The following is a 23,906-nucleotide window of genomic DNA, read 5'->3' as shown; positions in this document are numbered from 1 at the left end:
AGATCGAATATGATAATGAAGGAGGTTTTTCACCATTTCAAATAGTTATTTTTGAATTTCCCGCTAAATAGTCAAAACCATGAAAGCTACCCTAAAACCCTTCGTTGCGATAGCAACTTTATTCCTCTCTTTAACTCTTGTTGGGCAAGAGTACACCGCTGGAATAAACACCGAAACCCCTAATCCAAACGCTGTTTTACATCTTGTATCACCAGGAGGAGACCAGGGACTATTGATTCCCAGTTTGACCACTTTGCAGAGAAATGACATGATACCCTCACTTTCTGCCACTGACAATGGGTTAATGGTTTTTGATAGTGATGAAAGTGCATTTTACTTCTGGGTAAACACAAATTGGGTTTTAACCACAAATACTGATAACCAAAACCTTACTTTATCGGGAACCGACTTGACTATCGAGAATGGGAATACGATAGATTTAAGTGGGATAAATACAGACAATCAAAATTTAAGCCTTGCGGGAACCAACCTCTCCGTGGATAGAGGAAATACCATTGATTTGACTACAGCAGGATTTGTGGTTACGGAGACCGATCCAACGGTTCCCGCCAACATAAAAGATGGAGTTGATTTCACAGAACTAACTGGTGTACCTGCTAATCTGGATACAGATGATACAAATGATATTACACTGACTACAGTTCCAGCTACAGGTGATATTGAAGGCGATTATCAAAGTGGGTTGAACATTGCCATTGGTGTAGTATCAGCTTTAGAAATTCAAGATGCTAGCATTCAAGATGCTGACATCAATGGTTCTGCTAATATTTCTGCTAATAAACTTGATGCTAATGTGATGGTTCAGGGTGAGAACGTGAGCCTACTCAATAATGATGCTGGCTTTTTGGGTTCTGGAGATAACGTATCCATATTAGTGAATGACGCAGGATACATCACTTCAGAAACCCAGGATCTGTCAGCCGTACTAGCGGTAAGCAATGATGCTGGAGCCGGGACCATCACCAACTTAGCCGATCCTGCACTTGCACAAGATGCTGCTACAAGAAATTATGTAGACACTCAAGGCTTTATTACAGGAGAAACCCAAGACCTGTCAGCCGTACTAGCGGTAAGCAATGATGCTGGAGCCGGGACGATCACCAACTTAGCAGATCCTGCACTTGCACAAGATGCTGCTACAAGAAATTATGTAGACACGCAAGGTTTTATTACAGGAGAAACCCAGGATCTGTCAGCCGTACTAGCGGTAAGCAATGATGCTGGAGCCGGGACCATCACCAACTTAGCCGATCCTGCACTTGCACAAGATGCTGCTACAAGAAATTATGTAGACACGCAAGGCTTTATTACAGGAGAAACCCAAGACCTGTCAGCCGTACTGGCGGTAAGCAATGATGCTGGAGCCGGGACCATCACCAACTTAGCCGATCCTGCACTTGCACAAGATGCTGCTACAAGAAATTATGTAGACACGCAAGGCTTTATTACAGGAGAAACCCAGGATCTGTCAGCCGTACTAGCAGTAAGCAATGATGCTGGAGCCGGGACCATCACCAACTTAGCCGATCCTGCACTTGCACAAGATGCTGCTACAAGAAATTATGTAGACACGCAAGGCTTTATTACAGGAGAAACCCAAGACCTGTCAGCCGTACTAGCGGTAAGCAATGATGCTGGAGCCGGGACGATCACCAACTTAGCCGATCCTGCACTTGCACAAGATGCTGCTACAAGAAATTATGTAGACACGCAAGGCTTTATTACAGGAGAAACCCAAGACTTGTCAGCCGTACTAGCAGTAAGCAATGATGCTGGAGCCGGGACGATCACCAACTTAGCCGATCCTGCCGGAGCACAAGATGCTGCTACAAGAAATTATGTAGACACGCAAGGCTTTATTACAGGAGAAACCCAGGATCTGTCAGCCGTACTAGCAGTAAGCAATGATGCTGGAGCCGGGACCATCACCAACTTAGCCGATCCTGCACTTGCACAAGATGCTGCTACAAGAAATTATGTAGACACGCAAGGCTTTATTACAGGAGAAACCCAGGATCTGTCAGCCGTACTAGCAGTAAGCAATGATGCTGGAGCCGGGACCATCACCAACTTAGCCGATCCTGCACTTGCACAAGATGCTGCTACAAGAAATTATGTAGACACGCAAGGCTTTATTACAGGAGAAACCCAAGACCTGTCAGCCGTACTAGCGGTAAGCAATGATGCTGGAGCCGGGACGATCACCAACTTAGCCGATCCTGCACTTGCACAAGATGCTGCTACAAGAAATTATGTAGACACGCAAGGCTTTATTACAGGAGAAACCCAAGACTTGTCAGCCGTACTAGCAGTAAGCAATGATGCTGGAGCCGGGACGATCACCAACTTAGCCGATCCTGCACTTGCACAAGATGCTGCTACAAGAAATTATGTAGACACGCAAGGCTTTATTACAGGAGAAACCCAAGACTTGTCAGCCGTACTAGCAGTAAGCAATGATGCTGGAGCCGGGACCATCACCAACTTAGCCGATCCTGCACTTGCACAAGATGCTGCTACAAGAAATTATGTAGACACGCAAGGCTTTATTACAGGAGAAACCCAGGATCTGTCAGCCGTACTAGCAGTAAGCAATGATGCTGGAGCCGGGACCATCACCAACTTAGCCGATCCTGCACTTGCACAAGATGCTGCTACAAGAAATTATGTAGACACGCAAGGCTTTATTACAGGAGAAACCCAAGACCTGTCAGCCGTACTAGCGGTAAGCAATGATGCTGGAGCCGGGACGATCACCAACTTAGCCGATCCTGCACTTGCACAAGATGCTGCTACAAGAAATTATGTAGACACGCAAGGCTTTATTACAGGAGAAACCCAAGACTTGTCAGCCGTACTAGCAGTAAGCAATGATGCTGGAGCCGGGACGATCACCAACTTAGCCGATCCTGCCGGAGCACAAGATGCTGCTACAAGAAATTATGTAGACACGCAAGGCTTTATTACAGGAGAAACCCAAGACTTGTCAGCCGTACTAGCGGTAAGCAATGATGCTGGAGCCGGGACCATCACCAACTTAGCCGATCCTGCCGGAGCACAGGATGCTGCTACAAGAAATTATGTAGACACTCAAGGCTTTATTACAGGAGAAATCCAAGATCTGTCGGCCGTACTAGCGGTAAGCAATGATGCTGGAGCCGGCACGATCACCAACTTAGCCGATCCTGCCGGAGCACAGGATGCTGCTACAAGAAATTATGTAGACACGCAAGGCTTTATTACAGGAGAAACCCAAGATCTGTCGGCCGTACTAGCGGTAAGCAATGATGCTGGAGCCGGCACGATCACCAACTTAGCAGATCCTGCACTTGCACAAGATGCTGCTACAAGAAATTATGTAGATACCAATATTCCTGCTCCTTTAGTTTCAGGTAGTGGTGTAACTATAAATGCAAATAACATTGACCTTGGAGGTACATTGTCCTCAGCAGCTACAATAACAACAGGTGCTGGAAGTAATGACCTAATTGTTGATGGAGCTGGTAATTTTATTTCCAATACTGCTATTGCCACGAGTCTCAATAGCCCGGTTATAAATTTGGGTGATGCTGGGACAGATGATATCAATGTTATTGGGGAATTTGTTTTTGAAGCCGGAGCTAATGATGTAACGCTGAATGTTACATCACAATCGAATGCAACCCCAATTCTTAGAATACCCGATTTACCATCAAGTGATGAAACACTTGCACTAGCAAGTCAGGTGGGCTCATTAAACTTACCATTCTCTGGTTCTGACAATACAGCTGACGCGTTTGCTATTACTCAAACAGGAAATTTCAGAGCAGGTTTCTTTAGCGTAACGAATGCGGCCAGCACTACTCCGGCATTAGAAACGCTTTCAAATGGAGCTATCGGCTCCTATGCACTTTTGGCTCAAAGCAACGGCACGGGAGATGCAGCTCGTATTTCTTATGATAATGCATCCGGCACTGCGCAAGCACTAAATGCATTTACGAGCGGTTTGGGACACACGGCTACATTTTCAAATAACAATGGTAGTAATACAAGTGCCGTAATTAACATAAATCATGTTGGAAGTGGACCGGCAATAACCACAAATGCACCTGTTGGTATAGGCACTACTACACCCGGAGTAATGTTGGATATTGTTGGAACGGACGCAATTAAGCTGCCAATTGGTGACAATGCTCAACGTCCGGGAACACCTGCAAATGGAATGCTTAGGTATAGTAATGAGCCGGGAGCTGAAGGATTTGAAGGTTATATTCAAGGAGCTTGGGGTCCTATAGGTGGAGGTTCTGGCCTTATTGATAATCCATTCACAGAAAACCTGATTGCGGGCTTTGGAGCAGGAAGTAGCTTAATGGCCGGAGGAAATAGAAACGTTCTAATTGGAGAAAACTCAGGAAGTGGAATTACTACTGGACCGGATAACGTTACAATTGGTAGGAACGCAGGCTTATCACTCATTGACGGTCAGCGAAACATACTTATTGGATCAGCATCAAATACAAGTTCTACTTCTCAAAATGTTGTTGGAATTGGATTCAATGCTAACGCTCCAGGTGATGGTAGTGTAGCTGTTGGATTTAATACTCAAACAAATAATATTGATGGAATTGCAATTGGCAGAAATGCACAATCCAATGCCAATAATGCTGTAGCAATTGGAGCGCTTACAGATGCCAGCATTCCAAATACCATAGTATTAGGTGATGGAATCAATTCAGACTTTATGGTTGGTATTGGTGTTCAGGATGTGAGAACTCCACTTCAGATCGGAGACGAGTTTGGAATGGGGCATTTTGAAAATGCTACACAAAGTATAAACGGTGACGCAATCCTGTCAAATTTATACCCGGATTATACAAATGTCACAGATAATCAACTGAGAAGAACAAATACGGACTCTGCATCATTCATATTTATGGATAACGGTGAGATGTTGTTTATGAATGTTGTAAACGCTGCAGCAAATTCCATAGTCAATCTATCTGGAGGTGATGTGCGTAGCTGGATGGAAATGAGAAATGATGGAAATATCTATGTAAGTGAGGGTATTAGTTTAGGATCGCCAGATCCTGGTGATGAGCAGGATGGCATGATTCGATACAATGGCTCAGCATTTGAAGGATATAGTTCTGGAGCTTGGAATCCTTTGGGAGGTGGAGGTTTTGCTCTACCTTATAATCCAGGTCCTACTGGAAACGCAGCTGACCTATTTTTCATCGAACAATCCGGTACTGGTGGTGCAGGTAGGTTTCAAGTGAATAATGGAGGAAGTTCTGTTACTGCCCTTTCTGTTGAGACGAATGGTGCCGCTGGATCCAGAGGTTTGCATGTAGTGTCTACAGGTGCAGGGGATGCAGCAGAATTTTCAATCACAGGTGCAGGAAATGGCGCAGCTGTTCAGGGTAATACAACAGGAACAGGAGTTGCAGGATCTTTCGCAATAACAAATGGATCTAATGCATCAAATACGCTGGTAGCAACAACATCAGGGGTTGGTGGAGCGCTAAGTGCTACAGTTAATAACGGCACGAGTTCTGGTTCTGCAATTTTCGCCTCCACCAACGGAACTGGCAATGTGCTAAATGCCAATCATCAAGGCACCAATGGAAACGGAATCAGAGTGGATATGAATGGAACAAGTCCAGATGCGGCAATTGAAGTATTAAATAGTGGCGGTCCTTCTATTATTACGGATGGAGATGTGGGAATCGGGTTTAATACCACTCGAGGACCTCTGGATGTCAATGTGGGTAATAGCACCTCATACATTACCGGTAACAGTAACGTGGCGACAGGGATCTTGCAGGTAGAAAATGCGGGCACTGGAGATGCATCCATTCGCTTTGACGTACCCGGCAATAATACAGTTCTTGGAATTGATCAAACTGAGGGTAGTACGTTTAAAATCAACATGGGAACCATCCTTACAGACGGTAATGCAGATTTTGCAATATCACCTACTGGGGATGTTGGTATAGGCACGGCTACTCCAGGATCTAAATTGGATGTAAATGGAGCGATAAATACAGCAGGTGATATTTCTTTAGGAGGAAATCTGGTTAGCGCAATTTCAGGACCATTCAATACAGATCCGGTAGCGGCTGATACAAGAATTGTGACATTGGATGGGGGCCCTATTGGTCAACTTGCTGTCGGTTTGCAGGGACAAGAAATCATTCTTGTATCTCAGGCCGCAAGCATTGACATCATTGATGCTGACAATGGTGGTGTCAATATTCAACTCTCGAACAATGACTCGAATTTCCTTATGAACGTAAATGCCACTTTGCATTTGGTTTATGTTGGATCATTCTGGATCGAAATAGGTAGAAGCGCTCAACTGTGATTTTCATGAAAAATTTACTAAGCTTCATAGCTCTTTTTTGTGCCCAGGTGGCATTTACTCAAATCACATTTGGAGATCAGACTTCATTATATGTAGGTGATGGAACCATATTTTTCTTTGGAGGTAGTACAAGTATCAATGGATCACTTACCAATACCGGAACCATCGTTAGTTATGGAGATTTTGACTTTGTACTAAATACTGATGTCGGCAATCTCAAGTTTACAGGAGCAAATGACCAAAGCCTTAGTGGAGACACCTTAGAAGTAGGTGATTTTGTGGTTGATAAGCAAGGAAAGCTGACACTTCTAACCGACAGAATCATTGTATCAGGAGCACTTCAAACTACCAATGGTGTCATTGACGCTGAAGACGATGATGACTTATTAGTAAGCGGAAGTTCTCAAGCTCTAGGGTCCGGTTATGTTGAAGGAAAACTTGTGGGTATTTCGCGGGGTGGTCCGGTAACTTTCCCGATGGGAGTGAACGGCTCACCTAATTACATGACGATATCTAATCTAGCCGCTGGAAGTATTGTTTCTGTAGAATGCAGAGTACCCGATCAAAATCAACTACTACCGGATGAAGATATGGTTGGTTTGAGCGATGAGGTTGAGTGGATATTAAAAGTAAAAGGTGATTCAACGACTGCTCAGATTTCAGTCAATTTTTCTGGTGTCGATCTGAATAGCTTTTCAAACGGAGAGGCCATCCGAGCCAATGTTTATACTCCTGCAATAGCACTGTTTTCAAAGCAGGATACATTGTATCATCCCTTGGACGGAACTCAAAATACTGCAGATCCTTTCAACGCAAGTGGCGTAATTACCTCAGACGAATCCATTTGGATCACTGATGATGGACGAAGATTGGCGATAGCTTTAATTCCGCTGGTTGATGAACCAAGGCTTTATATTCCTAAAGCTTTTGCACCGAATGCTACTTTGGAAGAAAACCGAGAGTTCAGAGCATATTTTACCGGAACGCTTGTTACCTCAATTTCGATAGCACTGTATGATTCCTTCAATAAGCAGGTTTTCACTGTAAGCCAGAACGGCGATGATCTGGACGTATCGCAATTCAGTTGGAATGGCGTACTGAATTCAGGTCTCGATGCCCCGGAAGGTGTCTACTATTACAACGTTCGAATTGTTGCTGACTCAGAAGAATACACACAAGTAGGTTCAATTTTACTAGTCAAATGAGAAAGCATCTAATCACCATATTGTTTCTCATATGCTCTTTTTCATTGATTGGACAAGAAGGCCAGTTTTCACAATATTTTGCCAGCTCGAGTGTACTCAATCCGGCATTTACAGGTACAATTCCAAACCTGTCTTTCAATTCCAATTATAAAAGAGGAGGTTCACCAAGTTCAGATTCATTTCTCGAATTATTACAAGTAACCTTCACCTATCCGTTTAAAAAAACCACAAGTAAAGACCATCAGATCGGAGGAGCGGGAATTACCTTTTTTCAAGAGAAGCGAGGTTTTGAAGGGATTTATACATCAAAAAAGATCCTTTTGACAGGAGCATATGCCATTCGATTGAGTCGCCTAACCAACAAGACGATTGTGTTTGGATTGCAAGGTGGGATCGTGCAGCATACCATAGATGGTAATGTATTGACCTGGGGGTCTCAGTTTAATAGATACATCGGATATGACGATTCAAAAGTAGGTGAAGCACTGGGCGCCAATCCGGTTCTTTACCCAACTTTCAATTTTGGAGTCATCTACTCATCATTTGATAATGAGAATAGGTACATCCGAGATAAAAGCCTATTGTTTGGCTTAAGTGTCGATAATTTGAATCGAGCTAACGTTTCCATTGATGGATTAGAAGGAGCAAGAAAAAGCCTTTTATTCAAAGCATTTGGTTCTTCCAAAATCAATATCGCTCCAAGGTGGTATGTGCACCCATCTGCATATGTACTTTATTCGCAGGGCAGCACACAGATAAATACAGGTGTTTACTTTTCAACGCTCGTCAGTTCACCAGAGTCCAATACAGCAGTTAATATTCAGGTTGGATCTTGGTATCGATTAGAAGACTCTATTATCGTGCTTGCAGGATTCGAAATTGATAATCTAAAGATTGGCTTCAGCTTCGATCTGAATACAAAATCGTTTGATATAAGTGATCAACTGGGCGCCAACTTGCCTACCTATGAGGTTTCCTTAACTTACAATCTTGATCTTTCAAATCCATTGAGAAATATATCAAGTCCGATATTCTGATCTTAACGATGAAAAAAATACTCACCATAAGTTGCATGATGGCCACTGTCCTTGGGTATTCTCAGTCGGTTCCTAAACTCTTAAGATTGGCTGATGAAAATTATCAGAATGGTGTTTACAATGACGCAATAGAGTTTTACGATAAAATATCCGGAATAGACAAGGATAACCATTTTGCTAAATTCAGATTGGCAGAATGCTACAACAAAACCCTACAATACGAAAAAGCAAAATCAGTCTTTTTGCAATTAAGCAACGCGCCCAATCAGGAATATAGGGCTCGTTCGATGTACAGCTATGCAGGGCTACTTAAGCAAGAGACTCGATTTGATGAAGCTGATTCTATTTATTCATTTCTGATATCTGTGCCAGATGCCGAACCTTACCTAATAGAATTGGCTAGAAAACAAAGCGAAGGTTGTCAATTAGCATTACGACAAAAAAAGGCGGATAGAGGATTTGCAGTTAGCTCGATGGATGAGATTAATTCGAAATTCCACGATTTTGGAGCGATAGTAAACCCATCCAGCAAGCATGTGGTATTGGCCACTACAAGAAACCTACCGGGAACACAATACGAAGAGTTGCAATACGAGGGACTTTTGCCAGATTTGGTCTCATTCGAAAATAGAGGAAATGGTCGCTGGAGAATGTCATCCTCAAATCAGAAATTTTCAGGTTTGAATACACGTTGGCCCGAAGGCTCAGGATCTTTTACTAAAAAAGGAGATACGTTCTATTTTTCTTCCTGCAATGAAGGCGAAGGTTCTCAATGCAGTATCATGGTGAGTTATCTGGAGAATGACGAGTGGACTGCTCCTGTGGCGTTGAACGCCTATATCAATGAGCCGGGATCGGAGAATAAACAACCATCTATCTCAGCAACTGGCGACACCTTGTTCTTCAGCTCAAACAGATCTGGGGGAAATGGAGGAAGCGACATCTGGATGAGCCTGAAAGGACTGGAAAAGGAAGCTTGGACACCTGCTATCAATATGGGAGCAGTGATAAACTCGCCTGAAAATGAAATTACCCCATATTACTCCTCAGCTTTTGAATGTCTACTTTTCTCCAGTGATGGCCATGTGGGATACGGTGGTTTTGATCTTTACGCAGCAAAAGGAGAATCATTCTTTGAGCCACAGATATACAACTTGGGTGATCCATTCAACTCTACATGGGACGATACCTATTTTGCGATTTCTGATACAGTAGGTTTTTTGTCATCCAATAGAGCGGATCATGAGATTCTCAATATTTACAATTTTGATGTAAGCAATGAGCGATTGTTTCTTTCGCTTCTTATTTCAGGGGAATCGCTGATTGATGCACGTTTGGTCTCCAAGTTTAGAGATATTCAATCATTAGATCTGGTGACATTTCGAGTGGAAGATTATGCAGGATATGACCTATTCGAGCCCATAAGGCCGTCAAAGCCCAAGCCCAAAATTTTGGAGGATGATACAACTGATCCAGTTGTTGCTTCGGAGATACCATCTGAGATTCGCTTTGAAAAGCTATACTTCGATTATGGATTGTATTCATTAAGACCTGAAGCTCGGGCCGGGCTAGATAATCTTTATGATCAGATCCAAGCCCAAAGTTTTGAGTCCATAGATATTCTGGCATTCACAGACAGCATAGGTACGGATAATGGCAATTTGAGGCTAAGCGAAAAAAGGGGAGAGTCAGCAAAGTCTTACCTGGTTTCTTTGGGTTTGGATGCAGGGAAGATTAATGTACTTCCCAGAGGCGAGATTCCTTCTCAAGGCAACGACCACTGGTTTCGTAGAATCTTCCGCAGAAGAGTTGAAATCATCGTGAAATCGAGCGTAGACTTGAACCTGCAAACGGCAAGAACTTATATTGTTAGAAGGGCAATGTCATTGGAGCGGATCGCTGAAATATTGAATGTGGACTATGATCAGCTTATGAGTTGGAACGGTGCAATAAAAGGCACAATTACTGCCGGAAACACGATACGAGTATACGAGACATCAAATGCTGAGCGCCCGATTAATTTGCTGGTAAGCGAGGAAAATCTGGAATTGTTCAACCAGTGATTAACCTTTGGATACTAAAATGTAAGCTCCCCAATTGTATGGGTTTGTATCCACCTTTCTAAACTCTCTTCTTGCATTAAAAAAGGCGACCTGTGGATCTTTCACTAATAATAGCTCTTTATAGAATAGGTTCATGAATTTTCGAGCGGCTTCATCATTTATTTTAACCAGTGACAAAAGCACATTTTGAGCTCCTGCTACCAAAAAAGCACGTTGTAATCCAAAAACTCCTTCACCGTTCTGCACTTTACCAAGTCCCGTTTCGCAGGCGGCTAAGACAACCAGATTCGTTTGATCTAGGACCAAATTCATCGCTTCATAGGCAGAAAGTAATCCGTCATTTGTACTAGATGCTGATTTACTCAAAAAGAGCCCCGAACTGTGAAGTGGATCGGTATAATTCGGGTCATCAATGAAATAGCCATGTGTAGCAATATGGATAATTCCCGGATTTGCAAAAGTCTTGATGCGATCTTCAGTGGCTTCCGAGAAATAGAAGGTCTCTGTTTCCCATCTGCGCACATCCAGAATTTCACTGATGTCACTCGCTTCTCTTTCAGCACCTGGAAGTTGATTAAGTGAATAGCCTTCAATCTTAGAGAAATCAGGGTTTCCAAATATTTTGGCGTCAGTCACCAACTCTGGCACATCTCGATAAAGCAGATCCTTACCACTCGTGATGTTAATGATGTCATATTTATCCGACATGTATTCATTATCGGTCTCGTCATAAAAAACCACAGGGTTGAGCTTGTGATAGATGCCGTCAGGTGATAGATACAGTTTATTTACATCGTGCAAATGCTCATCAATTTGCTGCCAGAAAACTCCATAACTGTGCTTGTCTTTCACTCCATACTTCAATGAATTTCGGTAAGTCGCAAAGCCTTTAGTAAAGTCAATGGCTGGCAATTTCACCGTCTCTAAAACACTATCTTTTTTGATGATAAACGCCATATAATGTGACTCATCTTCAAAACCCTGATCGATTTTTTCGTCAATGACTTCCACCGAGTAATCTCTAAATTGAATTATGTCCACCATAGCTGTGCTGTCTTCCAGTTCAAGACTGATTTCAGACCAATGATGGTAGGTGGATTTCTCCTGATCGGCAAAGACTTTGAATTTTCGAGAAAGGTCTTTTTCAAGGTTTGCACATTCTTCTTCTAAATGGGTAATGGAGATTCCCTGCTTGATTCGATCTTCCTCTGTAAGTAAATACGCCTGCGCCAAGCTGTATTTCTTTTCCCGCCAGGTATTGTAGTCTCGCTTTATTTTATCATCGTTACTGTTTTGAATCAGCTTTCTCATTTTTTCTGACGCGTAGAAAAGGATACCACGTGTGTTCAGGAAATGATTGAGTGCATTGTTGGCGTATTTAGAATCGATGTTTTCATCGGCAAAAGCCAATGCACAAAAGCGGCCAATGTTGTATCTGGTTTCATCGAAGTACAACTTGCGTTGGTTGTCCGTCAATACAGGAAAGATATCCTGCATGTGCTTGATCTCTGCTGAGAGCGCATGATCGAAAGATTCCATGGCTTTCTGATAGTCTTTAACGATCATGTAATAAAGTCCCAGATCATTTACCGTTTTGATATAAAGCGGATGGTAGTTGCCTAAGGTATTGGCTCGTATTCTTTTGGCTTCAGTCAAAAGCTTTCCCGCCAGGGAGAAGTTGCCGAACTGAAGATAGAGCAGAGCAACATTGTTAAGCGAAGTGGCGTAATTAGCGTGCTCAGTCCCATAGATAACCTTGTCCATATCTAACACTTTCATGTATAGATCGAGCGCTTTTGGAAGTTCTCCTTTATCCTTATAAATACTGGCCAGATTGCTTAAGCTGCTAGCATAGTCCGGATTCATTGACCCAAAAAGGTCTAGGAAGCCTTGAGAGCTCTCTTTGAAACACTCCTCGGCTTTTTCAATGTTACCTTGTCGCTTATAAATCGTGCCAAGATTGTTGATCATATAAGGCCTGATGGTTCGGATTTCACCGGCTACATCCAAAGCCTGATCCATATAATTGTTGGCAGTTTTCAGGTCGTTGAGACGATAATATAGAATACTCAACCCGTTCAGCGTTTCCAGCAACATGACTTTATCATCCTGATAATTGGCGTTTTTCTTCTCAAGATTGTAGAGTAAATAGTTTTCAGAATCGGAATATTCGCCCTGCTCTATTTTTAATGCAGACAATCGATCGATCGCTCTGAAGTATTGAATCTCATCTTTGCCCTTCGCTATTTCAATGGCTTTGAGTAGCTCACGCTCACTTTTATTGAGGTCACCAAAATGCCTGTAGGTGGTACCTAATTCAATTTGTAATGCAATGCTGATTGAGTCATTGATATCTTTCCCGGAAGAAAGTGCTTGATTTAATGCTTGTAGACTTTCATCAAAATTCCCAACTTCTCGGTGATATATTCCCTGCCGATAGAGGTATCTGATTTTTGCTTGAGAGTTATCAGAAAGACGGGCGGTAGTTACTCGTCCAGCCAAATCCAGAAACTTGCCGGCTTTTCCAAAGTCTCCCAATTCCTGGTAAAGTGCAGAAAGATTGTAATAGATACCTAGCAAATCTTGATGCAGCGAATCTTTGCTAGCCACTTCATAGCTGAGTCCGTTGTGGAGTGCATTTAAACTTCGTTGCTTGTCGTTGATTTCCCAAAGAATTAAACCTACATTATTGTAAAGACCGGCAATACCAATTTCTGTGACGCACTTAGCTGAATCTAAATCTGCAAGGAGGGAGTTTGCGTAGAACTTCGCTTTCAGCGGATAGCTGTACTTGAAGTATTCCGCACTATCTAGTTTCTGAAGACACGACTGTCCAAAGAGCGAGACCGCAGCTAGTGAAAATAATATTACAAGGCTTTTGCGTAGCATAAATCTTCAGTGGTAGTCTATTGAAGATAACAAGGATACTACATTCTTGACATGATCGCTTGATTTTTCCTACCAACCATGCTGCAAAACCGATGAAGAGCAATTTAAGTCTACTATACCTCGTCAGTAAAGTGTTTATCTGATTTATCGGAACCAAACTTCTCTTTGTTGTATTGCTCCGTTCCACCTTTTGGAATACTCAAAGAAACCCAGTCTTCTCCTTTAATCATTTTGGCCAGGTATACAATTTGTCCAATGTGGTAACTGTAATGTGCGAGCTGCCTGTGAATAGCTTCAAGAGCCGTGTGACCTTCGTTTCGGATATATACTGTTTGCGTTAAATCCTCGTCTTTTAGGTCTTTGATGGCATGGAGAAACACATTCCAGCCTTCTTCCCACTTCTCCATCATTTCTGCTCTTGTTTTAATTGTAGAATCAAATTCAGCTTCACGATCCCGCCAGTCTTTTTCACCATCCTCGGTTAGAAAATTGGTCCACCTGGAGAGCATATTGCCCCAGAGGTGCTTAACCATTGTTGGAATGCTATTGGAACCATCACCGGGAACAAGGTGTAGCTCTTCATCAGAAAGTGCAGCAAAAGATCGCTCACCTAATGATTTATAGTATTGCAGTAGTTTGACAATGTTTTCAGTCATCTTTAAAAATCAATTAGCGCCTCAGCTTGTTCTTTTAACCTTCTGATGCTTGACTCATCTGTGATCTTCCCATCTTCCATCAGTCCATTGACGCGCATCAGTTTAGGCTTGTTGGCCAGCACATGCATACCAAGGTAATTGAAAATATCTGTTAGATGACTCATAGCCATTACACCACCTTGAACACCCGAAGATATCCCTACCATGGCGCATCTCTTTCCTTTTAAGGTGCCGGGAAATTCAAGCGCATCCAGAAATGTTTTGAGAATGCCTGGAAATGAACCATTGTACTCCGGAACAATAAACACATATTTCTGTGCGTCCTTCATGTGATCTCTAATGGGATTAAAATCGACATTAGTTCCTTGATTTTCATACAATGCAGATGCAATGAAGTCTGCTGGTAGATGCTCAAGGTCTATTATCGTGGATTCTATTGCTAGTTCTTTCAGTATAGTCTGATACTGTAAAGCAACTTGTTTAGAAATTGAATTTTTCCGATTGGTGCTACTAATGATTGTAATCATACAGGATTTTCTAAATCAAAATTGTAGATGTGAGCACATATAGAAATATTTGCCCGATAATTGCGTTTTCTGATCTGTTAATCAGAGCACAAATAAACATCAAACCTGTAAAACCCGCTGAACAGCTTTTAGTTCAATGTCAATAAAAGTAGATCAACTAACCAAAGTTTACGGGGCTCAAAAAGCACTGGATGTGATCTCTTTTGAAGCATCAAAAGGAAAAATTACTGGCTTTCTAGGTCCAAATGGTGCAGGAAAATCCACCACCATGAAGATTGCTACAGGGTACATCGGACTCACGTCAGGGTCCGTTCATGTGGATGGTATTGATGTATCGGCCGAACCCCTTGAAGTGAAACGAATCACAGGCTATCTGCCAGAACATAACCCACTGTATCTGGAGATGTATGTCAAGGAATATCTTGGTTTTGTAGCTGCAGCTTATAAGCTGGATAGTAAAACATCGAAAGTTTCAAATATGATCGAGATGTGTGGCTTAGGTCGCGAGCAGCACAAGAAGATTGCTGCGCTTTCCAAAGGGTATCGTCAGCGGGTAGGTCTTGCTCAGGCCTTAATACATGATCCTCAGGTTTTGATTTTGGATGAACCAACCAGTGGATTGGATCCTAATCAGTTGGTGGAAATAAGGAAAGTGATCAAAGAAGCGAGCAAGGACAAGACCGTGATTCTATCCACACATATCATGCAAGAAGTGGAAGCACTATGCGATAAGGTAGTCATCATTAATAAAGGAACGATAGTCGCCGATGATGAGGTGAAAAATTTGAAGTCAATGAAATCAGATTTAATAACCTATCGAGTAGAGTTTGAAGCAGCAATTGATGTAACGCTATTAGAAAATGTGGGATTGCAAGTGGTAGAAATAGTGGAGAATAGCTATCGAATAGCAGCGAACGAAGATCCTAGAAAAAGCATAATGAAGATCGCTGGTGAGCATGAGTTGCCATTGATCAATATTTCAAAGGAAGAACAGTCGCTCGAAGGCGTTTTTCAGGAATTGACAAAAGGAAAATGATCACCATTCTAAGAAAAGAAATCAACGAGTTCCTCGATTCACTGATCGCATATGTGGTGATCGGAATCTTTCTATTAGGAATTGGTCTGTTGATGTGGGTTTTTCCAGATACCAACGTACTGGACTATGGCTATGCAAGTATGGAAACATTGTTTTCATTAGCCCCATACGTTTTTATGTTTTTGATTCCAGCAATTACCATGAAAGCATTTGCTGAAGAGAAAAGAGGAGGCACAATAGAATTACTTTATACGTTGCCTTTCAGAGATATTGAGATAGTGGTAGGTAAGTTTCTTGCGGGTTTTCTGCTTGTTATATTTTCAATATTGCCAACGCTGATATACTACTTCACCCTTTCTTACTTTGGCAATCCAGTAGGTAATATCGACACAGCCGGTATCATTGGATCATACATTGGGCTTATTTTGCTGGGAGGCATTTTTACTTCCATAGGCATTTTATCATCGGCACTTACGGGTAATCAAATTGTCTCTTTTATTCTGGCGGCATTTCTGTGTTTTGCTTTTTACGCCGGATTCGATTCCATTGCTGCTATTAACATTTGGTCTGAGACTTCCTACATTATTGAGCAGATAGGTATACTTTCTCACTATGAAACTTTGAGCAAGGGATTGATAGACATGAGTGATGTCATCTATTTCATTTCCATGATTGTCCTGTTCCTGTACTTGACACGAATCATATTAAACGTACAGAAGGGATGAGGAAGAGTAAGAAAATAGTCATTCTTCAAAGTATTGTCGTGCTACTCTCGGTTTGGCTTGTCAATCAAATGGCAGATAAATACAGAGTTCAATTTGACCTAACGGAAGAAAAACGATACACCATTTCTGAGTCAACGAAAAACCTCCTAAGGTCACTCGATGAGCGTGTTTATTTTGAGGTATACCTTGCCGGTGAATTACCCTCCAATTTTGAACGTTTTCAAAATTCCGTAGGTGAGATGTTGGAACAGTTTTCTATCGAAAGCGGAAATAAAGTCCAATACAAATTCACAGATCCTGCTCAGGCAACCAATTTGCAAGCGCGTAACCAGTTCTACCAGTCATTAATAGATAAAGGGATTGAACCTTCAAATCTCAACTACAAGAATGCAGATGGTGACAAAATGGAGAAACTTCTTTTCCCAGGAGCTATTGTCTCAAAAGGCATGGACGAAATTAGCGTCAACCTGATTAATGGCAATAGTACGGCAGGAGTTGATGTAGTTTTAAATCAAAGCATTGAAGGCCTGGAGTATGAATTGGCGGCAGCCATCGCCCAACTGGTAGATGGTAGAACCAAGAGAATCGGATACATTATCGGACATGGGTCGCCAGACTCGCTAGAAATTGCAGGCTTTAGAAATACCGTGCTTTCAAAGTTTGATTTATTTAATGTTTCGTTGGCCGGTAAAAATGAATTGACAGGATATGATGCGGTTGTAATCGGAAAGCCTACCCAGCCTTTCACAGAACAAGAAAAATACCTGATAGATCAATACCTCATGCGTGGAGGTAAACTCGTTTATTTCATTGATGCCTTGAGTGTGAACATGGACAGTGCGTCCGGAGAAGGAACCGTAGCGATACCATACGAGACTAATTTGAATGACCAACTTTTCAGATACGGTGTGAGAATCAATCAAAACTATGTGTTGGATGTAAACAGTGGACAGTTTCCTGTGGTAGCGGGTAATGTTGGAAACCAACCTCAAATTCAAATGATTCCCTGGCCATTTTTTCCGGTACTTACCAACTTCAGCAAGCATCCTTCGGTACGTAACCTGGATGCGATTTTAGGTCGATTTGTTTCTGAAATAGACACAGTGAAAGCTGTAGGAATAAAGAAGACACCATTGATGACCACCAGTCAGTATACAAAACTGCTAGGTCCACCAGTTCGTGTTGCTTTCAACGATTTACGAGATAAACTCCGACCAGAGCGATTCACTGATGGACCTAAGACGGTAGGTTATCTTTTGGAAGGTGCCTTCACTTCACTCTATGCAAATCGTTTGGTTCCGAAAGGATTCGATAAGTCGCAATTTATTGATCGTGGTGTTGACTCAAAAGTAATAGTGATTGGCGATGGAGACATCATACGGAATGATTTGGATCCCGAAACTGGTGAACCATTAGGGTTAGGAGTGGAGCCATTCACAAAGACAACCTATGCAAACGAAGAGTTTATTCTAAATATTCTGGACTATCTGGTGGACGAGTCAGGATTGATTGAAACACGATCGAGGGAAGTGAAGATACGTCCTTTGGATCGGGTAAAAGTACAGCAGCAGCGAACCAAATGGCAAGTAATAAATTTGGTGGTTCCGGTTATTGTAGTCCTTCTAATTGGTGGTCTGAAATGGTACATGAGAAAGCGAAAATTTGCTAGCAATGAGTAAATCAGCAAAATATATTGTTGCAATCATAATCTTACTTGCAGCCAATCTTTGGTTGTTCTTTTCAGGCGCTGGTAATAAAGTAAAGTCTTCGGAGAAGTATTTTGCACCTGAGGATTTGCAAGGAGCGAGTGCCTTCAAGTTTGTCTACGAAGGTGATACCACAATGCTCAGTTTATCAGGAGAAGGTTGGTCAGTAGATAACGAATACTTAGCGGACCAAGGTTTTGTGAATACCTTGATTTCCATTCTAGAAAGGGTAGAAGTTGGAAAGACGATCGATAATTGGAACTCGGAGATTTTAGGAAGCGTAGAAGTTGAGTTTGATTTCAACTCCAGATACCGTTTTGATTTCGCTTCAAATGCCAATAGAACTAAATCCTATTTCGTCACCGAAAATGGTGCTAAAGAAGTAGCTGTGCCTGGATATCGAGACAATGTGATCGATATTTTCATTTTACATGCAGATCAATGGAGAGATCGATTAATACTAGATGGAAGCTGGCGCACGATTCAAAACATTTCAGTGGCCAATGATAGAGGTGAGGACTTTCAAATTTCCTTCAATGAAAAGTTTTTTCTGGTCAATGGTCAATCAGCTACCGACAGCTCAGCAGTGGTTAATTACCTAAATCAGTTCCAGCAGTTTCAAGCCAATGAGATGATCTCTGAAGGAAGATTCGTAGAGATGGATAGCATTGCGAAGACGCAACCATTTGCTAGTATATCCATAGATGACATAAAATACGATCAACCCATCCGATTGGAGTTTTTTCCTGGCAAGCCAAGTCAGCCTTATCATTTAGTGAAAGATCAAGATGGCCAGCAAATGGTTATTGATGCAAGGAGGGTCAATCAGATTCTATCGAATCCGGATCGACTTAACTGATCATATTTCAACTGTTTATCTCACAATTTGTGATTAAATTAGCGACCCGAAAAAACAAGGCAATTGCCTGAACTCACTAAGCTTTACAATTATATGAAATTCATTGTCTCATCATCCTACCTACTGAAGCAATTATCAGCCATCAATGGCGTAATTACTACCAACCCTGTAGTGCCGATTTTAGAAAACTTCTTGTTTGAAATAAGCGATGGAAATCTGACAGTTACTGCATCAGATTTGCAAACAAGTATGATTACCGAGCTTCAGGTGGAAGCCAAAGAAGATGGAAGTATTGCCATCCCAGCTAAGATATTGTTGGAGACATTGAGAAATCTGCCGGAGCAACCGGTGACATTCTCTATCGATAGCAACACCTACAGCATAGAGATCAATTCAGACAACGGACGATATAAGTTAGCTGGAGAAAATGCTACTGACTTTCCTAAGATCCCAACCGTTTCTGACGGATATTCAGTAAACATGTCTTCTGAGGTGCTTGGCAAAGCAATAAACAATACAATTTTCGCTACCTCGAATGATGAGCTAAGACCTGCAATGACGGGTGTATTTGTGAAGCTGGATGAAACGAACACAACATTTGTGGCTACAGACAGTCACAGATTGATTCGATACAGAAGGGTAGATGTAGTAGCTGATATGGGACACAGCATGATTATCCCGCGAAAAGCACTGACGCTTCTGAAAGCTACACTACCTTCAGAGTTGACTAATGTAAATGTGGAGTTCAATGCTTCGAATGCATTTTTCAATTTCAATCAGGTGAAGATGATCTGTCGATTAATCGATGAGCGATTCCCTGATTACGAGAATGTAATTCCACTGGACAATAACAACAATGTGGTAGTGAAAAAGGATGAGCTACTTAGCTCATTGAAGCGTATCGCGATTTACGCAAACAAGACGACCCATCAGGTGAGGTTGAAGATTACCGGCAGTGAGCTGATGATTTCTGCAGAAGACCTGGATTTCTCAAACGAAGCAAGTGAGCGACTTTCTTGCGAGCACGATGGAGAAGATTTGGAAATTGGATTCAATGCGAAGTTCTTGGTAGAAATGTTGGGCAATATTGATTCAGATGATATCACCTTGAAGCTAAGTGCTCCAAACAAGGCCGGAATTATTACGCCGCATGACAAGGACGAAGAGGAAGACATACTGATGCTTGTGATGCCAGTGATGCTGAATAATCAGGTTTAACGAGAGCTTTACTTTAAGATTTTAAAAAAGTGATATCGAGAGGTATCACTTTTTTTATTGCTCACTCTCCAGGTCTTCCATCATGCGTCCTATACGCTTGATTTTCCTGCCATAAATAAGGTAAATGAGAAGATGGAAAAGCCCACCAACAATAGCCAAAAGCAATGCCCAGATAGCTATAACAGTTACCCATTGAGAAGTTGATTCAATTTTTGATAATACTTCCTCATTTGCGGGATCCATCATCGCATATATAAAGCTAAGAACAAGCGATATCCAAAATACCACATAGTAGTGAAGAATGTAAAAGCGTAGATAGCCATAAAGCTTTTTGATGTTTGCTAAGACATTTCCATCGTAGCTAAACTGTCGAATTTGACGAATCAAAAATTGGTAATAGAAAAGGTATACGACGGATATGAATATGTATATAGCAATTAATCCCAGGGAATCTCCTCTGCTGGTGACATAAACAATCATGAAAGGCATACTAATGATGGTCAAAGAAAACTCTATCCAAAGGATTATTCTAATCCAATAGAGCGTGTTTTTGGTACCTTTTCGTTCCAGCTTATTTATTTGAAGCGAAGAAGGGTCCTCCTTTGCTTTACTCCTGTTCCAGACTGACCGTATGTCAATTTCTTCAGCCATTGATTATTTCTTTTAACTTCTCTTTGAGGCGATTCACCTTCACACCCACATTGCTTACTGTAATACCCAGAATCTCGCTCATCTCCTTGTAACTTTTATCCTCCAGATACAGCAGAATGATCGCTCGATCGGATTCTTTCAGTCTTTTGATGCCGTTATATAACTTCTCGATTTGTTCCTTATCATGATCATCTACGATGGCAGAATCACCCTTCCATTCCAACGGAACCGTCTCTACCTTTCGCTTCATCTTTTTTGAATGCGAAAGACAAACATTCAACGTCACACGATATACCCAGGTAGAAAGTTGTGAATTGCCCTGAAAAGACTTGTGAGACCTCCAAAGCTGCAAAGTGACTTCCTGGACTAAATCCTTCAAAGACTCTTCATCTCGCGAATATGCCCTGCATATGTGCATAATTAGAGCCATATTTTCCTCTACGTACGATTTGAAGAAATCTTCCGACACGCAACTTTTTATTAGTGACTAAAACACTCGATTTATTTCATCGAGCGGTTATTTTTTTTTGGCAGCTGCCTTTCTTCCTCCTCGGCCTTTTTTCTCAGGAGCTTTTTCTGCGAGTTCTTTGCATTGCTCAAAGGTTAGTTCTTCTGGTACCATATCCTTTGGAATTTTCACATTCTTCTTCCCAAATTTGATGTATGGTCCCCATCGGCCATTGAGTACTGCCACATTCTCATCTTCATCAAATGTCTTGATGTATTTATTGGCGTCAGCCTCTCGTTTATCAAGGATTAGTTGAACTGCTTCTTCCTCCGTAATAGTCAATGGATCTTGTTCTTTTTTGATAGACGCAAACTTACCATCGTGACGAATGTAAGGTCCAAATCGTCCCACTGCAGCAACCATAGGCTTATCTTCAAAAGTGCCGACCTCTCTTGGAAGCTTAAAGAGCTCTAAAGCTTCTTCCAGATTGATAGTGTCCATGAATTGTCCATGCTTTAAGCTGGCATATTTCGGCTTCTCTTCACCTTCAATCAACTCGCCTTTTTGGACATACGCGCCATACTTTCCGTGTCGTGCGTAGATCTTCTCCCCTGAAGTTGGATCAACCCCAATTTCTCTAACCTGATTGACAGCCGCTCTGTCAAGATCCGCTGATTTTTCAACTGTGGAATGGAAGCCACCGTAGAATTTATCAATCATCTTATTCCATTGGGTCTTGCCTTGCGCAATGTCATCAAATTGCTGCTCTACATCAGCGGTAAAGTGGTAGTCGATCACGTTTGGAAAGTGATCGACAAGAAAATCGTTAACCACCATCGCAGTGTTAGTAGGGAAGAGCTTATTTTTCTCAGCTCCAGTTATTTCAGTTACTTCTTCCCGCTTTATTTCACCATCTTTTAGAAGGCATTCAATAGATATTCGTTCATGTCCTTCACGTGCATCTTTCTCCACGTAGTTTCTTTTCTGTATGGTAGAGATGGTTGGTGCGTAAGTAGACGGACGGCCTATGCCCATCTCTTCCAGTTTCTTCACCAAACTAGCTTCTGTATACCTGGGTGGATGACGAGAAAACCCTTGCTTGGAGAGAATTTGCTTCAGGTCTAATGCCTGGCCTACGCTCAGTGGAGGTAGCATATTGGTATTTTCCTCTTCACCACCTTCTTCATCAGTAGATTCAATATAAACTTTAAGAAAACCTTCAAACTTTACAACTTCTCCTTTTGCAACCAATTTCTCATCTGCGGTAGAAATGCCGATTGTAGCTGTTGTCTTCTCAAGTTTTGCATCAGACATCTGCGAGGCAATTGCACGCTTCCAGATTAAGTCATAAAGCCTATTTTCTGCATCATCTTTACCTGCGGACTGGACACCGAAGTTGGTTGGACGAATTGCTTCGTGAGCTTCTTGTGCTCCAGCGTTTTTGGTTTTGAAAACTCTTCGGTTGGCATAGTCCTCACCGTAATTGGATGTGATGGCAGAAGCTGCACCATTCAATGCTTCATCAGACAAGTTAACTGAGTCAGTTCTCATGTAAGAGATCTTACCAGCTTCATATAGTTTCTGAGCCACAGACATGGTTCTCGCAACCGAAAACCCCAATTTTCTACTTGCTTCCTGCTGAAGTGTAGAAGTGGTAAAGGGAGGAGCTGGAGATTTTTTAGCTGGCTTGGTTTCCAGGTTTTCAATTGAAAAATCAGCACCATTACATTTTTGAAGAAAGCTCATAGCTTCATCTTCGGTCTTGAATTTTTTAGGTAATTCAGCCTTTAGAATTTTCCCTCCTTCCAAATTGAATTCTGCAGTAATTCTAAACGAAGATTCGGGTTGGAACTTCGCGATTTCACGCTCTCGCTCCACCACCAATCGAACGGCCACAGATTGAACACGACCTGCAGAAAGACCTCCTTTTATCTTCTTCCAAAGTATTGGAGACAGTTCAAATCCAACCAAACGATCTAGAATTCGCCTGGCTTGCTGAGCATTGACAAGATCAATATCTATTCCTCGTGGATTTTGAATTGCAGTTTGAATGGCATTTTTAGTAATCTCTCTAAAAACAATTCTTTGTGTTTTAGCATTATCAAGGTCTAGGGCTTCAGATAGGTGCCAAGAAATAGCTTCTCCCTCACGGTCATCATCCGAGGCAAGGAATATGGTATCTGCGTTTTTGGCTAGCTTTTTCAGCTCTTTTACTACATCTTTTTTGTCTTTGGAAATTTCATAGGTAGGTGCAAATCCATTTTCTATGTCTATAGCAGAATCATCCTTAGGAAGATCACGGACGTGACCATAAGATGATTTTACCTCATAATCTTTTCCTAAATATCCTTCTATTGTTTTTGCCTTGGCTGGCGACTCTACTATGACGAGATTTTTTCCCATGATAAATTTTTAAGATAAAATGTGACGAGCGAAACCCGTTCAGCGCGTAAACATAACACGACTATTTAAATCCTGTTCAACACAAAATTGAAAAAACTTATTAAACTGAATTTGTTCAT

At 41.8% G+C, this 23,906-nt stretch carries 15 protein-coding genes; 9 read left to right on the top strand and 6 right to left on the bottom strand.

Going from position 1 to position 23,906, the window contains the following annotated elements:
* The first annotated feature begins 79 nt into the window (after nt 1-79).
* Genes ACL8WY_RS04250 through ACL8WY_RS04235 form a run of 4 tightly spaced genes read left to right on the top strand, consistent with a single transcriptional unit; the run spans nt 80 to nt 10,669 of the window.
* Nucleotides 80-6,364 (top strand): hypothetical protein, encoded by a 6,285-nt coding sequence (locus tag ACL8WY_RS04250; RefSeq protein ID WP_436517179.1) that lies wholly within the window; start codon nt 80-82, stop codon nt 6,362-6,364.
* A gap of 5 nt (nt 6,365-6,369) precedes the next feature.
* Nucleotides 6,370-7,569, top strand: a complete 1,200-nt coding sequence (locus ACL8WY_RS04245; RefSeq protein WP_436517178.1) for a hypothetical protein — start codon at nt 6,370-6,372, stop codon at nt 7,567-7,569.
* Complete coding sequence (locus tag ACL8WY_RS04240; protein ID WP_436517177.1) at nt 7,566-8,606, top strand: PorP/SprF family type IX secretion system membrane protein; 1,041 nt, start codon at nt 7,566-7,568, stop codon at nt 8,604-8,606. The genes ACL8WY_RS04245 and ACL8WY_RS04240 overlap by 4 nt, the downstream gene beginning before the upstream one ends.
* An 8-nt stretch (nt 8,607-8,614) precedes the next feature.
* Entirely contained in the window at nt 8,615-10,669 is a 2,055-nt protein-coding gene (locus ACL8WY_RS04235) for an OmpA family protein (protein ID WP_436517176.1), read from the top strand.
* Here ACL8WY_RS04235 and ACL8WY_RS04230 read toward each other — a convergent pair whose 3' ends face one another.
* The 3 genes from ACL8WY_RS04230 to ACL8WY_RS04220 all read right to left on the bottom strand — a co-directional run bounded on the left by ACL8WY_RS04230 (nt 10,670) and on the right by ACL8WY_RS04220 (nt 14,741).
* Nucleotides 10,670-13,558, bottom strand: a complete 2,889-nt coding sequence (locus tag ACL8WY_RS04230) for a CHAT domain-containing protein (RefSeq protein WP_436517175.1) — start codon at nt 13,556-13,558, stop codon at nt 10,670-10,672.
* A gap of 113 nt (nt 13,559-13,671) precedes the next feature.
* Nucleotides 13,672-14,214 (bottom strand): DinB family protein, encoded by a 543-nt coding sequence (locus ACL8WY_RS04225; protein ID WP_436517174.1) that lies wholly within the window; start codon nt 14,212-14,214, stop codon nt 13,672-13,674.
* A gap of 2 nt (nt 14,215-14,216) precedes the next feature.
* Entirely contained in the window at nt 14,217-14,741 is a 525-nt protein-coding gene (locus ACL8WY_RS04220) for an NADPH-dependent FMN reductase (RefSeq protein WP_436517173.1), read from the bottom strand.
* 136 nt (nt 14,742-14,877) lie between these two features.
* Here ACL8WY_RS04220 and gldA point away from each other — a divergent pair, with 136 nt between their 5' ends.
* From gldA to dnaN, 5 genes are all read left to right on the top strand, one after another.
* Nucleotides 14,878-15,777, top strand: a complete 900-nt coding sequence (gene gldA, locus ACL8WY_RS04215; protein WP_436517172.1) for a gliding motility-associated ABC transporter ATP-binding subunit GldA — start codon at nt 14,878-14,880, stop codon at nt 15,775-15,777.
* A complete protein-coding gene (gldF, locus tag ACL8WY_RS04210) occupies nt 15,774-16,502 on the top strand; it encodes a gliding motility-associated ABC transporter permease subunit GldF (RefSeq protein ID WP_436517171.1) in 729 nt (242 codons plus the stop codon). Before gldA ends, gldF begins: the two co-directional genes overlap by 4 nt.
* Nucleotides 16,499-18,181, top strand: a complete 1,683-nt coding sequence (gene gldG / locus ACL8WY_RS04205) for a gliding motility-associated ABC transporter substrate-binding protein GldG (protein ID WP_436517170.1) — start codon at nt 16,499-16,501, stop codon at nt 18,179-18,181. Before gldF ends, gldG begins: the two co-directional genes overlap by 4 nt.
* Entirely contained in the window at nt 18,174-19,067 is an 894-nt protein-coding gene (locus tag ACL8WY_RS04200; RefSeq protein WP_436517169.1) for a DUF4340 domain-containing protein, read from the top strand. The genes gldG and ACL8WY_RS04200 overlap by 8 nt, the downstream gene beginning before the upstream one ends.
* Before the next feature lie 93 nt (nt 19,068-19,160).
* On the top strand, nt 19,161-20,285 hold the full coding sequence (gene dnaN, locus ACL8WY_RS04195; RefSeq protein ID WP_436517168.1) for a DNA polymerase III subunit beta: 1,125 nt from the start codon (nt 19,161-19,163) through the stop codon (nt 20,283-20,285).
* Nucleotides 20,286-20,339: 54 nt separating this feature from the next.
* Here dnaN and ACL8WY_RS04190 read toward each other — a convergent pair whose 3' ends face one another.
* The 3 genes from ACL8WY_RS04190 to topA are packed head-to-tail and all read right to left on the bottom strand — an operon-like array spanning nt 20,340 to nt 23,787.
* Complete coding sequence (locus ACL8WY_RS04190) at nt 20,340-20,936, bottom strand: hypothetical protein (protein WP_436517167.1); 597 nt, start codon at nt 20,934-20,936, stop codon at nt 20,340-20,342.
* On the bottom strand, nt 20,929-21,405 hold the full coding sequence (locus tag ACL8WY_RS04185) for an RNA polymerase sigma factor (protein WP_436517166.1): 477 nt from the start codon (nt 21,403-21,405) through the stop codon (nt 20,929-20,931). Before ACL8WY_RS04185 ends, ACL8WY_RS04190 begins: the two co-directional genes overlap by 8 nt.
* A 48-nt stretch (nt 21,406-21,453) precedes the next feature.
* Nucleotides 21,454-23,787: a type I DNA topoisomerase gene (gene topA, locus ACL8WY_RS04180; protein WP_436517165.1), complete on the bottom strand. Its 2,334-nt coding sequence runs from the start codon at nt 23,785-23,787 to the stop codon at nt 21,454-21,456.
* Between the last annotated feature and the right edge of the window lie 119 nt (nt 23,788-23,906).

Origin of the sequence: Ekhidna algicida (assembly GCF_051379705.1) — a bacterium.
Lineage (GTDB): Bacteria > Bacteroidota > Bacteroidia > Cytophagales > Cyclobacteriaceae > Ekhidna.
Note: the sequence above shows the minus strand (reverse complement) of the source record. Positions and strands in the feature narration are given on the sequence as shown.

What these genes read in the sequence shown, in the direction of transcription:
- ACL8WY_RS04245 (WP_436517178.1), top strand. Translation starts at nt 6,370, where the DNA reads ATGAAAAATTTACTAAGCTTCATAGCTCTTTTTTGTGCCCAGGTGGCA.
- ACL8WY_RS04200 (WP_436517169.1), top strand. Translation starts at nt 18,174, where the DNA reads ATGAGTAAATCAGCAAAATATATTGTTGCAATCATAATCTTACTTGCA.
- ACL8WY_RS04250 (WP_436517179.1), top strand. Translation starts at nt 80, where the DNA reads ATGAAAGCTACCCTAAAACCCTTCGTTGCGATAGCAACTTTATTCCTC.
- ACL8WY_RS04240 (WP_436517177.1), top strand. Translation starts at nt 7,566, where the DNA reads ATGAGAAAGCATCTAATCACCATATTGTTTCTCATATGCTCTTTTTCA.
- gldG (WP_436517170.1), top strand. Translation starts at nt 16,499, where the DNA reads ATGAGGAAGAGTAAGAAAATAGTCATTCTTCAAAGTATTGTCGTGCTA.
- topA (WP_436517165.1), bottom strand. Translation starts at nt 23,787, where the DNA reads ATGGGAAAAAATCTCGTCATAGTAGAGTCGCCAGCCAAGGCAAAAACA.
- gldF (WP_436517171.1), top strand. Translation starts at nt 15,774, where the DNA reads ATGATCACCATTCTAAGAAAAGAAATCAACGAGTTCCTCGATTCACTG.
- ACL8WY_RS04220 (WP_436517173.1), bottom strand. Translation starts at nt 14,741, where the DNA reads ATGATTACAATCATTAGTAGCACCAATCGGAAAAATTCAATTTCTAAA.
- ACL8WY_RS04190 (WP_436517167.1), bottom strand. Translation starts at nt 20,936, where the DNA reads ATGGCTGAAGAAATTGACATACGGTCAGTCTGGAACAGGAGTAAAGCA.
- ACL8WY_RS04230 (WP_436517175.1), bottom strand. Translation starts at nt 13,558, where the DNA reads ATGCTACGCAAAAGCCTTGTAATATTATTTTCACTAGCTGCGGTCTCG.
- ACL8WY_RS04225 (WP_436517174.1), bottom strand. Translation starts at nt 14,214, where the DNA reads ATGACTGAAAACATTGTCAAACTACTGCAATACTATAAATCATTAGGT.
- dnaN (WP_436517168.1), top strand. Translation starts at nt 19,161, where the DNA reads ATGAAATTCATTGTCTCATCATCCTACCTACTGAAGCAATTATCAGCC.
- ACL8WY_RS04235 (WP_436517176.1), top strand. Translation starts at nt 8,615, where the DNA reads ATGAAAAAAATACTCACCATAAGTTGCATGATGGCCACTGTCCTTGGG.
- gldA (WP_436517172.1), top strand. Translation starts at nt 14,878, where the DNA reads ATGTCAATAAAAGTAGATCAACTAACCAAAGTTTACGGGGCTCAAAAA.